Origin of the sequence: Caulobacter segnis (assembly GCF_023935105.1) — a bacterium.
Classification (GTDB): Bacteria; Pseudomonadota; Alphaproteobacteria; order Caulobacterales; family Caulobacteraceae; genus Caulobacter; species Caulobacter segnis_B.
The window spans coordinates 4270848-4284625 of the sequence record NZ_CP096040.1; the positions used below are offsets into that span (position 1 = coordinate 4270848).

The window sequence follows — 13778 nt, forward strand, 5'->3', positions numbered from 1 at the left end:
TCAGGCGGCGAAGCTGGCGCGCAACGCCGCCAGGCTGGTCTCGCGGATGGGCTCCAGGTCCATGCCGGGATCGACCAGCAACTGGGTCGATAGGCCCAGCAGCAAAGCCCCCACCATCAGCGCGGCCGCGTCGGCGTTCAGCCCGGCGCGGATAACGCCTTGCGCCTGGCCGCGCAGGAAGAGGGCCTCTAGCCGCACCTCGACGTCCTTGTGCGCGGCCGCGAACGGCGCGCGCAGCTCCGAGACGTCGGCGACCGCTCCGGCCATCAGCACGAAATAGGCCCGCATCTCGCCGTCCTCCGCCAGGTTGCTCAGGAAGATGTCGACGAAGCCCAGCACCGCTTCCAGACCGTCCAGCGCGTCGAGGTGGCGCGCGTCCAGCAGCGCCTCCATCCGCGCCTGCAGGCGGGCGATCAGGGCCTCGATCAGCCCCTGCTTGGAGCCGAAACGCTGGGTGACTAGGCCACGGCTGTATCCGGCCCGCAGCCCGATGTTCTCGAACGTCGCCGCCGCCACGCCCCGCAGCGCGATCAGTTCGGCGGCGGCGCGCAGCAGTTCGCTCTCGGACTGGAGGCGGCGGTCGGTCTGGGTGCGGCGCGCGGACGCCTTAAGGGCCGAGTTCATCTTGCGGACCATAGTTATTTGTTGGACAACAAGTAAATAGCAGAGCGGCCAGAGAGCCGCCGCGGGAGGAACGAGGAAGCGCCATGACGATCCCGACCGACATCGCCAACACCATCGTGGATCCGACGGCCTATGCCGATGGCGACCGCGTCGACCGCGCCTTCGCCCAGCTGCGGCGCGAGGCGCCCCTAGAGATGGCCCAGCCCGATGGCTTCGATCCGTTCTGGGTGGTCACCCGCCACGCCGACATCCTGGAGGTCGAGCGCCAGAACGCGCTGTTCCACAATGGCGACCGCGCCACGGTGGTGACCACGATCGAGGCCGACAAGAAGGTCCGCGAAATGATGGGCGGCTCGCCGCACCTGGTCCGGTCGCTGGTCCAGATGGATAACCCCGACCACTTCGCCTATCGCAAGATCACCCAGGGCGCGCTGTTGCCCCAGAACCTGCGGGCGCTGGAGGCGCGGATCCGCGAGATCGCGCGCGGTTTCATCGACCGCATGGCCGAGCATGGCGACCGCTGCGACTTCGCTCGCGACGTGGCCTTCCTCTATCCCCTGCACGTGATCATGGAGGTTCTGGGCGTGCCCGAGGCCGACGAGCCGCGCATGCTGAAGCTGACCCAGGAACTGTTCGGTAACGCCGATCCCGAGCTGAACCGCGCCGGAAAGTCGATGACCGACGTCGATGAAGGCATCGCCAGCCTGCAGTCGGTCGTCATGGACTTCATGATGTACTTCAACGCCATCACCGAGGACCGCCGCGCCAAGCCGCGCGAGGACCTGGCCAGCCTGATCGCCAACGGCAAGATCGACGGCGAGCCGATGGGGCACCTGGAGGCGATGAGCTACTACATCATCGCCGCCACGGCCGGTCACGACACCACCTCCTCGACCACCGCCGGCGCGCTGTGGGCCCTGGCCGAGAACCCCGACCAGTTCGCGCGGGTCAAGGCCGATCCGTCGCTGATCCCGGGCCTGGTCGAGGAATCGATCCGCTGGGTGACGCCGGTGAAGCACTTCATGCGCACGGCCACGGCCGACGCCGAGCTGGCGGGCCGCAAGATCGCCAAGGGCGACTGGATGATGCTGTCCTACCCGTCCGGCAACCGCGACGAGGCGGTGTTCGAGGATCCCTTCACCTTCCGCGCCGACCGGACGCCCAACAAGCACGTGGCCTTCGGCTATGGCGCCCATGTCTGCCTGGGCCAGCATCTGGCGCGGATGGAGATGCGGGTGCTGTGGGAGGAACTGCTGGCCCGCCTCGACAAGGTCGAGCTGGACGGAACGCCCACCCGCATGGTCGCCAACTTCGTCTGCGGCCCGAAGTCGGTGCCGATCCGCTTCAAGATGCATTGAGGCGGCGATGAGCGCGGCGCCCTACAAGGTCTGGCAGTGCCGCACCTGCGGCTACCTCTACGACGAAGAACAAGGCGATCCGAACGAGGGCCTCGCCCCCGGCACGCGCTGGGCCGACCTGCCCGCGACCTGGATCTGCCCGCTGTGCGGCACGCCCAAGTCCGACTTCGACATGATCGAGCTCTAGGAAATTCGACCGGTCCCCTTCCGCCGGAAGCTTCGCAACACAATGTTCGGCGCGACACGGAAGGGAGACCGTCGATGAGCGCGAAATTCCAGCTGGCCCAGGTCAATGTCGGACGACTGAAGGCGCCGATCGATCATCCGATGATCAAGGACTTCGCCGACAATCTCGACCGCATCAACGCCCTGGCCGAAGGCTCGCCCGGCTTCGTCTGGCGCCTGAAGGGCGACGGGAACAACGCCACCGACCTGGCCATCGACGACGACCCGCTGTTCATTCCGAACCTGTCGGTCTGGGCGGACATCCCCTCCCTGGGCGCCTTCGTCTATCGTAGCGGCCACATCGAGATCATGCGTCGCCGCCGCGAGTGGTTCGAGCACATGGACCTCTACATGGCGCTATGGTGGGTTCCAGCCGGACACACCCCGACCGTCGAGGAGGCGCTGGAGAAGCTGGCGCTTTTGGAGACCCACGGCCCCACGCCGGCGGCCTTTACGTTCAAGGCTCCCTTCCCGGCCCCGACCGGCGAACCCGTCCAGCCCGAGCTGGACGAATGCGCCTGACTTTCCCGCCGCGCGGGCCTGACATCCCGCGCGAACGGTGCTACAGGCCCGCGCCATGAAAGCCGCCGTCGTCGTATTCCCCGGTTCGAACTGTGACCGCGACTGCAAGGTCGCCATCGAGCGCTCCGCCGGCGCCCGCGTCGAGATGGTCTGGCACCAGGAGACGGCCCTGCCGGACGACCTGGACCTGATCGTCCTGCCCGGCGGCTTCTCGTACGGCGACTATCTGCGCTGCGGCGCCATGGCGGCCCAGAGCCCGGTCATGAAGGAAGTCGTCGCGGCCGCGAACAACGGCGTCGCCGTCGTCGGCATCTGCAACGGCTTTCAAGTGCTGACCGAGGTGGGCCTGCTGCCCGGCGCCCTGCTGCGCAACGCCGGCCTCAAGTACGTCTGCAAGCCGGTTGGCCTGGACATCGTCAACGGCCAGACCCGCTTCACCGCCGGCTATGGCGAGCAGCGCCAGGCGGTGATGACCGTCGGCAATGGCGAGGGCAACTACTTCGCCGACGAGGAAACGCTCGACCGGATCGAGGGCGAGGGCCAGGTGGTGTTCCGCTATCAGGAAAACCCGAACGGCTCGGCGCGCGCGATCGCCGGCATCGTCAACAAGGGCGGCAACGTCCTGGGCCTGATGCCCCACCCCGACCGGGCCTTCGACGCGGACCTGGGCTCGGAAGACGGCGCGGTGCTGTTCCGCAGCATCTTCCAGAGCGCCTGACGGGCGCACGCCTCCGCTCACGGACAAAAAGTGGGCGGGCGAGCGCTGTTATAGTGTAGCAGCTCGCCAGGCCCGAGCCTAAGGTGCCTCCACTATTGGAGGGCCAATCCATGAATCTCGTTTCCACCCTGCGCGGCGGCCTGCTGGCCGCGGCGGCCATATCCGTTTTCGCGACCGCCGCCGCTCACGCGCAGATCACCGCGATGACGCCGGACATCGACGGCAAGTACGTCGCCACCCCGGTCAACGCCGACTACGACAAGCGCGTCGTGATGATCCCGATGCGCGACGGGACCAAGCTGTACACCGTCATCGTGGTCCCCAAGGGCGGCAAGAACCTGCCGATCCTGCTGACCCGCACGCCCTACAACGCCGCCAAGCGCGCCGCGCGCGCCGACAGCCCGCGCATGGTCGCCGCCCTGCCGCAGGGCGACGAGCCGTTCGTGGCCGACGGCGGCTATATCCGCGTCTTCCAGGACATCCGCGGCAAGTATGGCTCGGAGGGCGACTATGTGATGACGCGGCCGCTGAAAGGGCCGCTGAACTCGTCCGAGGTCGACCACTCCACCGACGCCTACGACACCATCGACTGGCTGGTGAAGAACGTGCCCGAGACCAACGGCAAGGTCGGCATGCTGGGCAGCTCGTACGAGGGCTTCACGGTGGTGATGGCCCTGGTCAATCCGCACCCGGCCCTGCAAGCCGCCGCCCCGATGAGCCCGATGGTCGACGGCTGGATGGGCGACGACTGGTTCCAGTACGGGGCGTTCCGCCAGATCAACTTCGACTATTTCAGCGGCCAGACGGCGGTGCGCGGCGCGGGCGACAGCGTCCAGCGCCAGGGCTACGACGACTATTCCAACTTCCTGCGCGAGGGCTCGGCCGGCGACTACGCCAGGAACCACGGCCTGGACAAACTGCCCTGGGTCCAGAAGCTGTTCGCCCACCCCGCCTATGACAGCTTCTGGAGCGAACAGGCGCTGGACAAGACCATGGCCAAGACGCCGCTCAAGGTGCCGACCATGTGGATCCAGGGCCTGTGGGACCAGGAGGACATCTGGGGCGCGGTGCACTCGTATCCGGCCCTGGAGTCCAAGGACACGAACAACGACATGAACTACCTGGTGCTGGGCCCCTGGCGGCACAGCCAGGTCAATTACGACGGCTACAACCTGGGCCCGTTCAAATGGGACGGCGACACCGCCCTGCAGTTCCGCCGCGACGTGCTCAAGCCCTTCTTCGACCAGCACCTGAAGGACGGCCCCAAGGCCGACACGCCGCCGGTGCTGATCTACGACCCGGGCCAGAACAAGTGGAACCGCTACGCCAGCTGGCCTCAGGGCGGGACCGAGGCCAAGGCCGGCAAGAACCTCTATCTGGACGCCAAGGGCGGCCTGTCCTTCACCGCCCCGGCGGCGGCCAAGGGCGCGGCGGCCTATGACGAATACGTCGCCGATCCGGCCAAGCCGGTGCCGTACATCCCGCGCCCGATGCAGTTTTCCGACCGCAGCCGCTGGACGCCTTGGCTGGTGACCGATCAGCGCGGGGTCGACGGCCGTCCCGACGTCCTGACCTATACGAGCGAACCGCTCAAGGAGCCCCTGAAGATCGCCGGCGTGCCCAAGGTGAACCTGGTCGCCTCGACCAGCGGCACGGACAGCGACTGGGTCGTCAAGCTGATCGACGTCTTCCCCGACGAGGTCCCCAGCCAGCCGGAGTTGGGTGGTTATGAGCTGGCCGTGGGCATGGACATCTTCCGCGGCCGCTATCGCGAGAGCTTCAGCCAGCCCAAGGCCCTGACGCCCGGCAAGCCGCTGAAGTACCAGTTCATCCTGCCGACCGCGAACTACACCTTCCAGCCGGGCCACCGGATCATGGTCCAGGTCCAGTCCAGCTGGTTCCCGCTCTACGACCGCAATCCGCAGACCTTCGTGCCCAACATCTTCTTCGCCAAGCCGACCGACTACGTGAAGGCGACACAGCGGGTGTTCCACGCGGGCGACACGGCCAGCTTCATCGAGCTGCCGGTGGTGGAAGCGAAATAGACGGCGAAAGTCCTCCCCCCACCTGACCGCTTCGCGGTCGTCCGCCCCCAAGGGCGGGCGGAAGGTTCTCCTTCTTCCCCCTCCGGGGAAGGAGCGCCAAAGGCGCGGAGGGGGCAAGTAACCGAGCGTAAAAAAGGGCCGGCGGTGACCATCCGCCGGCCCTTCCTTCTACGGAGAGGAAATCTTCAGGTCAGCGGTCGCCGCGCCTGACGTTTTCGTCCTGTGGGTTGGCTTGACCGCCGGGATTGCGGCCCTGCTCGTTCTGGCGCTGCTGATCCTGGCGTTCCTGGCCCTGCTGTTGCTGCTGGCCGGGCGCTCGGCGCTGCTGGTCATTCTGCTGTTGCTGCGGGTTCCGGTTGTTGTCAGCCATTGGCCTTACTCCTTTTCACCGCGCGCTCACGGCGCACGATGACAAAACGGCCCGGGACTCGCCCTGTTCCTACGGCGGAGTCGCTTAATTCCGGCTAAGCTCCAGAATTCTCACGGGTTTCATGATCATCTGCCCCTTCATGTAGGGGTCGTCGGCCCGCGTTTCGGTCGCCGCCTCGTGGATGGCGCGGACCACGTCCATGCCTTCGACCACCTTGCCGAAGGCCGCGAAACCCTGGCCGTCCTTGTTGCGCGCGCCGCCGTAGTCCAACGACGGATTGTCGCCCAGGCAGATGAAGAATTCCGAGGTCGCCGAGCCGGGCGTGTCGCGCGCCATTGAGATCACCCCATCGGTATGACGCAGGCCGGTGCGCTTCGTCGTCTCCAGCGGAATCGGCGGCAGCCGCTGGCCGCCATCGCCCGGCCCGCCCTGGATCACGCTGATCGTGGCCGGGTTGTTGTCGTTCTTGGGCGAGACGGTGCGGTAGAACGCTCCGCCCTTCATCAGCCCCTTGTCGGCATAGGCCAGGAAGTTGGCGACGGTGATCGGGGCGCGGTCGGGATACAGCGCCAGGACGATCGTCCCCCGCTCGGTGACCAGCCGCACCCGCACCGTCCGATCGCGACGGGCGGCCGTCAGCGGCGCGGCCCCTCCCAGGACGCCCAGGCCAACCAAGAAAGTACGACGGTCGAAGCTCATTCGGCGCTCCTGCGATGATCATCCCATGTAGCGGAATCTGACCGACCGGGTTAGAAGGCGCGCCCATGAGCACGCCCCAAAAGCCCATGGCCGAACTGGCCGCCGAATTCGGCCTGAAACCCGCCGAATATGACGTCGTCCTGAAGCGGCTGGGCCGCGAGCCCAACCTCGTCGAGCTGGGCGTGTTCTCGGTGATGTGGTCCGAGCACTGCTCGTACAAGTCCTCGAAGAACCAGCTGAAGAAGTTCCCGATCGACGGGCCGCGGGTGATCTGCGGTCCCGGCGAGAACGCCGGCGTCATCGACATCGGCGACGGCGACGCGATCATCTTCAAGATGGAGAGCCACAACCACCCGTCCTACATCGAGCCCTATCAGGGCGCGGCGACGGGCGTGGGCGGCATCATGCGCGACGTCTTCACGATGGGCGCGCGGCCGATCGCCCTGCTGAACGCCCTGCGCTTCGGCGATCCGGAGCACCCCAAGACCAAGCGCCTGGTGGACGGCGTGGTCGCCGGCATCGCCGGCTACGGCAACTGCGTGGGCGTGCCCACGGTCGCTGGCGAGACCAACTTCCACAAGGGCTACAACGGCAACATCCTGGTCAACGCCATGTGCGTGGGCCTGGCCAAGGCCGACAGCATCTTCTACTCGGCCGCCCCGGGCCCGGGCCTGGCGGTCGTCTATTTCGGCTCCAAGACCGGCCGCGACGGCATCCACGGCGCGACCATGTCCTCGACCGAATTCACCGAGGATAGCGAAGAGAAGCGACCCACCGTCCAGGTCGGCGACCCCTTCGCCGAGAAGCTGCTGATCGAAGCCACGCTGGAGCTGATGGCCACCGGCGCCGTCGCCGCGATCCAGGACATGGGCGCGGCGGGCCTGACCAGCTCGTCGGTCGAGATGGCCGGCAAGGGCGGCGTCGGCATCGAGCTGAACATGGACATGGTCCCGCAGCGCGAGACCGGCATGTCGGCCTACGAGATGATGCTGTCGGAAAGCCAGGAGCGCATGCTGGCGGTCCTGAAGCCCGGCCGCGAGCAGGACGGCCACGCCATCTTCGAGAAGTGGGGCCTGGACGCCGCCGTCATCGGCTACACCACCGACACCGGCCGCCTGGTGCTGAAGCATCATGGCGAGACCGTCTGCGACGTGCCGCTGGCCCCGCTGTTCGACGACGCGCCGCTGTATGACCGTCCGTGGGTGCAGCCCAAGCTCGACGAGCGTCTCGACCCCGGCAAGATCCCCGGCCCCACCGACTGGAACCAGGCCGTTCTCAAGATCGTCGGCTGTCCCGACATGGCCTCCAAGCGCTGGCTGTGGGAGCAGTACGACCGCCACGTCATGGCCGACACGCTGGAAGACAGCGCCACTGGCTGCGACGCCGGCATCGTCCGCATCCACGGCTCGGGCAAGGCCATCGCCGTCACCAGCGACTGCACCCCGCGCTATGTCCAGGCCGACCCCTACGAGGGCGGCAAGCAGGCCGTCGCCGAGGCCTGGCGCAACCTGACGGCGGCCGGCGCCCTGCCGATCGCCATCACCGACAACCTGAACTTCGGCAGCCCCGAAAAGCCCGAGACCATGGGCCAGATCGTGCGCGCCACCGACGGCATGGCCGAGGCCTGCCGCGCGCTCGACTTCCCGGTCGTGAGCGGCAATGTCAGCCTCTACAACGAGACCAACGGCGTCGCCATTCCGCCGACCCCGACCGTCGGCGCCGTGGGCCTGCTGGAAGACTACGACCTGCGCACCGGCTTCGGCTCGGTCACCGAGGGCGACACCCTGGTGCTGATCGGCGAGACGCATGGCGAACTGGGCGCCTCGATCTATCTGCGCGAGATCCTGGGCCGCGAGGACGGCGCGCCGCCGCCGGTCGACCTGGCCCTGGAGCGCAAGAACGGCGACTTCGTGCGTGGCCTGATAAGCTCGGGCCTGGTCGCGGGCGTCCACGACCTGTCGGACGGCGGCCTGCTGGTCGCCGCGGCCGACATCGCCCTGGCCAGCAAGGTCGGCGTCACCCTGAACGCCACCAGCCAGGCCCACGCCCACCCGTACCTGCTGGGCGAGGACCAGGCGCGCTACCTGATCGCCACCCCGGACCCCGACGCGGTGCTGGAAGTGGCCAAGGAGGCCGGCGTCCACGCCAACCTCGCCGGCGTCGCGGGCGGGAACGCTTTCGCCTCCAAGGACCTTTTCAGCGTCTCCCTGGACGCCCTGCGCACGGCCCACGAAGCCTGGCTGCCGGGCTACATGAACGCTCCGAAGGCCTGATCCGCATGCGTCTCCTCCCCCTCCCCGCCTTGGCCGCCGTCGCCGCTCTGATGCTGAGCGCCTGCGCCCCGACCGCCGAACCGGCCGCGCCTTCGGCCCAGACCCTGGCCGCCCAGTGCTCGGCCAAGGGCGGTTCGATCCAGCCGGTCGGCAAGGCCCAGATCCCGACCTGCGTGATCCCCTATGCCGACGCCGGCAAGGCCTGCACCGACAAGAGCCAGTGCGAGGGCGCCTGCGTCCTGGAGGGCAACCTGGAGCCCCAGGAGAACGTCACCGGCGCGTGCCAGAAGACCAACCGCCAATTCGGCTGCTACGCCAAGGTCGTCAACGGCAAGACGACCGGCGCGATCTGCGTCGACTGAGGGCTTCTCCTCCCCCGCCATGCGGAGGAGGTGGCCCAGAGGGCCGGAGGGGACTAACGCGACATAGGCCCAGCCCCGCCCCTACTCCACCCGTGGCAGCACCAGCGCCACGCGCAGGCCTGGGCCCATGCCGTTGAACTCGCCGGGGCCCTCGGCCAGCTCCAGGCGGCCGCCGTGCGAGACGGCGACGGCGCTGACCAGCGACAGCCCCAGGCCGGCGCCCGGCTCGCTGCGGCTGTTCTCCAGGCGGACGAAACGCTGGATCACCCGGGCGCGGTCGGCCTCGGGCACGCCGGGGCCGGTGTCGGTGACCGAGAACTCCAGCTCGCCCGACGAGGTGCGCCGCGCGCGCAGCATGATCGCCCCGCCCTCGGGGGTGTATTTGATGGCGTTGTCCAGGATGTTGGCCAGGGCCTGGGCCAGGAATTCGCGATTGCCCTTGATCGGCAGGGCCGGAACGATCTCGGCCTTGAAGTCCAGGCCCTTGTCCTCGCAGGACAGCTCGTAGAGTTCGGCCATGTCGGTGGCCAGCTCCGAGGCATCGAACTGACGCTGGTCGGGGGCCGAGCCGGCGGCCTGCAGGCGGGCGATGGCCAGCACGGCGTTGAAGGTCTTCAGCACGCCATCGGCGTCCTGCAGGGCGGTCTCCAGCGCCGCCACCGGGTCGCCCTTGCCGTTCTCGGCGTCGATCAGGGCCACCTCCATGCGGGCGCGCAGGCGGGTCAGCGGCGAGCGCAGGTCGTGGGCGATGGCGTCGCCGGCGTGGCGCAGGCCGCCCATCAGGCGCTCGATCCGGTCGAGCATGTCGTTCAGGCCCTCGGCCAGCTCGTCATATTCGTCGCGCGTGCCCCGCACCCGGGCGCGGGCGTGCAGGTCGCCGGCGCGGACGTCGTTGACCACGTCCACCAGCCCTTGCATCGAGCGGCTGACATTGCGGCTGATCAGCACCCCGCCCGACATGCCCAGCAGGATAACCAGCGCCCCCGCGCCCCACAGGGCCCGGACGATCTTGCGGACATAGGCCTCGGAGGCATCGACGTCGGCCCCGACGAACAGGATCTCGCCGTGCTCCAGCCGCTGCTGCACGCCGCGCGCGGCGGCCTTGACCTCCGCGCCGTCCAGGTCGGTCTCGGTGACCTTGAAGCTGGCCCATTGTGGGCCGTCGCCATTGAAGTCGCTGACCGGCGACTCCTCGATCGAGCCCGAGATGCGCTTGCCGGTCTTGTCGGCCAGAAAGTACAGGAACGGCCGCTCGCCCGTGGCCCGCTCGACGATCGTCTGGTTCAGGGCGTCGACGCCGCCCTGGCGATAGGCCGCCTCCAGGCTCTCGAACTCGCGGCTGATCTCGGCCTGGGAGCGGCGGTTCACCTCGCCCGCCGTGGCCACGTAGATATAGCCCAGGAAGGCGCTGGCGGCCGCCGCGAACAGGGCCAGGAACAGCAGGGTCAGCCGGAACGGCGTGGTGCGGAGAAGGCGCGGCAGTCGCATGGGATTCTTAAGTCTTCTTGCCGAATTGGGCGGCGAGGTTCATGCGGCCATCGAGGACGCGGGAGACCAAAACGTCTTCGTCCCGCACGCGATAGAAGACCTCCCAGGACTTCACCGACAGAGCTCGAAGCCCCGGCAACAAGTCTGATCGGTCTCGGCCCAAATTGGGAAAGGAGCCCAATCGTTCGAGCGCAGCCTCAATTCGGTTCAGTTGGGCGACCGCGACGCTGTCGCCATTGTTGGCGGAAATATCCCTGAAAATACGGTCGAGATCGCGGCCGGCCAAGCTGGATCTCAGAACGCGCCCCACGCTGCTGTTTCCCCGTTCAGCGCTTGGCGCCGTTCCTTTTGACGCCTTCGGCGATGATTTCGGCGAAGCTTCGCTCGTCGAATTCGCCCCGCTCGATCTCGGCAAAACCTTCCTCGACCAGCGCGACGATGGCCTCCCGGTTTTGAGCGTACCAAGCATCACGCTCGGCTTCGGTCGGCGTCGGACCCAGGCCATCGTCAAGCGGCTCGCGGTCATCCATCTCGGGCCTGGCGGGCTTGTTCATGGTCTGATCCTACCACGGCCCCGAGCGATCGCCTACGGATCCAGCCGGTAGCCGGCGCCGCGCACGGTCTGCAGCATGGCCCGGTCGAAGCCCTTGTCGATCTTGCTGCGCAGGCGCGAGATGTGCACGTCGATGACGTTGGTCTGCGGGTCGAAGTGGTATTCCCAGACCTTCTCCAGCAGCATGGTGCGAGTCACCGACTGGCCAGCGTGGCGCATCATGAACTCCAGGAGCTGGAATTCGCGCGGCTGCAGGTCGATCTCCTTGCCCTGGCGATGGACCGTCCGGTTGATCAGGTTCATCTCGAGCTCGCCGACCTTGAGGGTCGTGGCCACGGCGCCGGTCTCGCGGCGGCGCGACAGGGCCTCGACCCGGGCCATCAGCTCGGGGAAGGCGTACGGCTTGACCAGGTAGTCGTCGGCGCCGGCGCGCAGGCCGGTGACGCGGTCGCCCACCTCGCCCAGGGCCGACAGGAACAGCACGGGCGTCTGGTCGCCCTCGCGGCGCAGGGTCTCGACCACCTGGACGCCGTCCATCTTGGGCATCATCCGGTCGACGATCAGGACGTCGAAGCCGCCCTTCTGGGCCACGCCCAGGCCGGCCTCGCCATCGGGGGCGTGCTCGACCTCGTAGCCGGCCTCCTTCAGGCCATGCGCCATGGCGCCGGCGGCTTCCAGGTCATCCTCGATAATCAGAATACGCATCGTAGAGCCCCTCATGCGCTCGGGCGAAACAGCGGAACGCTGGACGTTCTCGCGATTCCGCGCATCGCGCGATAGTTGCTCTTGCAATAGCGGTTTCGGCGACCGCCGTAACTTAAACCTTGGACAGATACGAAAAAGCCCCGCTCCGGCGGACCGGAACGGGGCTCTGTCTATCTGGAGATCTATCCGCCTACGGCGCGATCTTCAGCGGCACGAAGACCGGACGGTTCTGGCGGATCACCTTGACCAGCACGCTGCTGCGGCCGGCCTTCTTGGCGTTCGCCACGGCGGCGTTGACGTCGGCCACGCTGGTGACCGCCGCGCCGTTGATGTTGGCCAGCACGTCGCCCTTGGCCAGGCCCTTCTCGCCCGCGTCGCTGTCACCCTTCACGCCGGTGATCAGCAGGCCCTTGATCTCGCTGTCGATCTTGTAGGTCTGGCGCGAGGCCGGATCGATCGCGCCCAGGGTCAGGCCCAGGGCCTCGACGCGCTGGGCGGCGGGGCCCGGAGCCGGCGTGGCGCCGTCCTGGCCTTGATCGTCGTCGTTCTGAGCCAGCGTGCCCTCGGCCGGACGGGTGCCCGACTTGATGTCGACGGCGCGCGGCTTGCCGTCGCGGATGATCGACAGCTTGATCGTCTCGCCCGGACGGGCCTTGGCGACCTCGCGGGTCAGTTCCGAGCGGTTGGCCACGGCCACGCCGTTGACGGCGGTCAGGATGTCGTCGGGCAGCAGGCCGGCCTTGGCGGCCGGGCCGCCGGCGACGACCTCGCTGATGATCGCGCCCTTGACGTCCTTCAGGCCCAGGGCCTCGGCCGCGTCGGCGCCGAAGTCCTGGATGGTCACGCCGATGTAGCCGCGCACGACCTTGCCGCCCGAGATCAGCTGCTTGGCCACGCCCTCGGCGATGTCGGCGGGGATGGCGAAGCCGATGCCGACCGAGCCGCCCGACGGCGAGTAGATGGCGCTGTTGACGCCGATCACCCGGCCGTAGATGTCGAAGCTGGGACCGCCCGAATTGCCCCGGTTGATCGGCGCGTCGATCTGGATGTAGTTGACGAACGACGAGGTCTGGTCGCCCAGGTCGCGGTCATAGGCCGAGATGATGCCGGCCGTGGCCGTGCCGCCCAGGCCGAACGGGTTGCCGATGGTGATGACCCAGTCGCCGACGCGCGGCTTGGCCTGGTTCTCGAAGTTCACATACGGGAAGTCGGCGCCCTTGGCCTTGGGGTCGATGACCTTGATCACGGCCAGATCGGTGCCTTCGTCGCGCCCGACCAGGGTGGCCTTCAGCTCGCGGCCGTCCTTCATCACCACCTGGATGTCGTCGGCGTCGGCCACGACGTGGTTGTTGGTGACGATGTAGCCGTCGGCCGAGATGAAGAAGCCCGAACCGGCCGACTGCTGCTTCGGCGTGGCGGGGCTGTCGCCGTCGTCCTCCTGGCCGTCCTTCTGGCCCGGCTTGCCCTTCTGGCCGCGCGGCACGATGTCGAAGCCTTCCAGGCCCGGGATGCGCAGGCCCTGCGGCGAGGCCTTGGAGGTCACGTTGATCTGGACGACCGCGGGAGAGACCTTCTCGAAGATGTCGGCGAACGACATCGGCGCGCCCGGCGGCGGGGCGAAGGCCGGCGCGCCGGCCATCGAGGCGCGGATCGCCGGGGCCTCGGCGGCCGCCGTCCCCATCCGCATGCCCACGCCCGCCAGGGCCGCGCAGGCCACGCCCGCGCCAGCAACGGCGCCTACAATGAAACCCGACTTCCTAGCGGTCATTCGTCTTTCCTCATCCGCGCGATCCGCGCGGTCCCTTTCGCGTCAACCGCGCGCCCGGCGCGCGATCC

The 13778-nt window shown here is 68.0% G+C and carries 15 protein-coding genes; 7 read left to right on the forward strand and 8 right to left on the reverse strand.

Features of this window, described 5'->3' with window-relative positions:
• The gene (locus tag MZV50_RS19895) at positions 1–624 is read right to left on the reverse strand and encodes a TetR/AcrR family transcriptional regulator (protein ID WP_252631008.1); all 624 of its coding nucleotides are present in this window, start codon (positions 622–624) and stop codon (positions 1–3) included.
• An 83-nt stretch (positions 625–707) separates the two neighbouring features.
• On the opposite strand from MZV50_RS19895, the gene MZV50_RS19900 reads away from it, so the two are divergent.
• From MZV50_RS19900 to MZV50_RS19920, 5 genes are all read left to right on the forward strand, one after another.
• Positions 708–1982, forward strand: coding sequence for a cytochrome P450 (locus MZV50_RS19900; protein WP_252631009.1), 1275 nt, complete (start codon positions 708–710; stop codon positions 1980–1982).
• 7 nt (positions 1983–1989) lie between these two features.
• Positions 1990–2169, forward strand: coding sequence for a rubredoxin (locus MZV50_RS19905; RefSeq protein WP_252631010.1), 180 nt, complete (start codon positions 1990–1992; stop codon positions 2167–2169).
• Between the two features lie 74 nt (positions 2170–2243).
• A complete protein-coding gene (locus MZV50_RS19910) occupies positions 2244–2729 on the forward strand; it encodes a DUF3291 domain-containing protein (RefSeq protein ID WP_252631011.1) in 486 nt (161 codons plus the stop codon).
• 55 nt (positions 2730–2784) lie between these two features.
• Entirely contained in the window at positions 2785–3447 is a 663-nt protein-coding gene (purQ, locus tag MZV50_RS19915; protein WP_252631012.1) for a phosphoribosylformylglycinamidine synthase subunit PurQ, read from the forward strand.
• A gap of 110 nt (positions 3448–3557) precedes the next feature.
• The gene (locus MZV50_RS19920) at positions 3558–5492 is read left to right on the forward strand and encodes a CocE/NonD family hydrolase (RefSeq protein ID WP_252631013.1); all 1935 of its coding nucleotides are present in this window, start codon (positions 3558–3560) and stop codon (positions 5490–5492) included.
• 190 nt (positions 5493–5682) lie between these two features.
• Here MZV50_RS19920 and MZV50_RS19925 read toward each other — a convergent pair whose 3' ends face one another.
• On the reverse strand, positions 5683–5862 hold the full coding sequence (locus MZV50_RS19925) for a hypothetical protein (RefSeq protein WP_252631014.1): 180 nt from the start codon (positions 5860–5862) through the stop codon (positions 5683–5685).
• Positions 5863–5946: 84 nt separating this feature from the next.
• On the reverse strand, positions 5947–6561 hold the full coding sequence (locus MZV50_RS19930; RefSeq protein ID WP_252631015.1) for a peptidylprolyl isomerase: 615 nt from the start codon (positions 6559–6561) through the stop codon (positions 5947–5949).
• Between the two features lie 65 nt (positions 6562–6626).
• On the opposite strand from MZV50_RS19930, the gene purL reads away from it, so the two are divergent.
• Positions 6627–8834 carry a phosphoribosylformylglycinamidine synthase subunit PurL gene (purL, locus tag MZV50_RS19935; protein WP_252631016.1) on the forward strand — a complete coding sequence of 736 codons (2208 nt, stop codon included), beginning with the start codon at positions 6627–6629 and terminating at the stop codon, positions 8832–8834.
• Positions 8835–8839: 5 nt separating this feature from the next.
• Positions 8840–9196, forward strand: coding sequence for a hypothetical protein (locus MZV50_RS19940; RefSeq protein WP_252631017.1), 357 nt, complete (start codon positions 8840–8842; stop codon positions 9194–9196).
• Between the two features lie 81 nt (positions 9197–9277).
• Here the strand turns inward: MZV50_RS19940 and uczS are convergent, their stop codons facing one another.
• From uczS to MZV50_RS19965, 5 genes are all read right to left on the reverse strand, one after another.
• Complete coding sequence (uczS, locus tag MZV50_RS19945) at positions 9278–10684, reverse strand: two-component system sensor histidine kinase UczS (RefSeq protein WP_252631018.1); 1407 nt, start codon at positions 10682–10684, stop codon at positions 9278–9280.
• A 7-nt stretch (positions 10685–10691) separates the two neighbouring features.
• Positions 10692–10994, reverse strand: a complete 303-nt coding sequence (locus MZV50_RS19950) for a type II toxin-antitoxin system RelE/ParE family toxin (protein WP_252631019.1) — start codon at positions 10992–10994, stop codon at positions 10692–10694.
• Between the two features lie 16 nt (positions 10995–11010).
• Positions 11011–11238, reverse strand: coding sequence for a hypothetical protein (locus MZV50_RS19955; protein WP_252631020.1), 228 nt, complete (start codon positions 11236–11238; stop codon positions 11011–11013).
• A gap of 32 nt (positions 11239–11270) precedes the next feature.
• A complete protein-coding gene (gene uczR / locus MZV50_RS19960) occupies positions 11271–11942 on the reverse strand; it encodes a two-component system response regulator UczR (RefSeq protein WP_252631021.1) in 672 nt (223 codons plus the stop codon).
• Between the two features lie 190 nt (positions 11943–12132).
• Entirely contained in the window at positions 12133–13710 is a 1578-nt protein-coding gene (locus MZV50_RS19965) for a Do family serine endopeptidase (protein WP_252631022.1), read from the reverse strand.
• Between the last annotated feature and the right edge of the window lie 68 nt (positions 13711–13778).

Bases quoted from the DNA above. Each gene is read 5' to 3' on its own strand.
- purL (WP_252631016.1), top strand. From the start codon at position 6,627: ATGAGCACGCCCCAAAAGCCCATGGCCGAACTGGCCGCCGAATTCGGC.
- purQ (WP_252631012.1), top strand. From the start codon at position 2,785: ATGAAAGCCGCCGTCGTCGTATTCCCCGGTTCGAACTGTGACCGCGAC.
- MZV50_RS19895 (WP_252631008.1), bottom strand. From the start codon at position 624: ATGAACTCGGCCCTTAAGGCGTCCGCGCGCCGCACCCAGACCGACCGC.
- MZV50_RS19910 (WP_252631011.1), top strand. From the start codon at position 2,244: ATGAGCGCGAAATTCCAGCTGGCCCAGGTCAATGTCGGACGACTGAAG.
- MZV50_RS19955 (WP_252631020.1), bottom strand. From the start codon at position 11,238: ATGAACAAGCCCGCCAGGCCCGAGATGGATGACCGCGAGCCGCTTGAC.
- MZV50_RS19940 (WP_252631017.1), top strand. From the start codon at position 8,840: ATGCGTCTCCTCCCCCTCCCCGCCTTGGCCGCCGTCGCCGCTCTGATG.
- uczR (WP_252631021.1), bottom strand. From the start codon at position 11,942: ATGCGTATTCTGATTATCGAGGATGACCTGGAAGCCGCCGGCGCCATG.
- MZV50_RS19925 (WP_252631014.1), bottom strand. From the start codon at position 5,862: ATGGCTGACAACAACCGGAACCCGCAGCAACAGCAGAATGACCAGCAG.
- MZV50_RS19900 (WP_252631009.1), top strand. From the start codon at position 708: ATGACGATCCCGACCGACATCGCCAACACCATCGTGGATCCGACGGCC.
- uczS (WP_252631018.1), bottom strand. From the start codon at position 10,684: ATGCGACTGCCGCGCCTTCTCCGCACCACGCCGTTCCGGCTGACCCTG.
- MZV50_RS19905 (WP_252631010.1), top strand. From the start codon at position 1,990: ATGAGCGCGGCGCCCTACAAGGTCTGGCAGTGCCGCACCTGCGGCTAC.
- MZV50_RS19965 (WP_252631022.1), bottom strand. From the start codon at position 13,710: ATGACCGCTAGGAAGTCGGGTTTCATTGTAGGCGCCGTTGCTGGCGCG.
- MZV50_RS19920 (WP_252631013.1), top strand. From the start codon at position 3,558: ATGAATCTCGTTTCCACCCTGCGCGGCGGCCTGCTGGCCGCGGCGGCC.
- MZV50_RS19930 (WP_252631015.1), bottom strand. From the start codon at position 6,561: ATGAGCTTCGACCGTCGTACTTTCTTGGTTGGCCTGGGCGTCCTGGGA.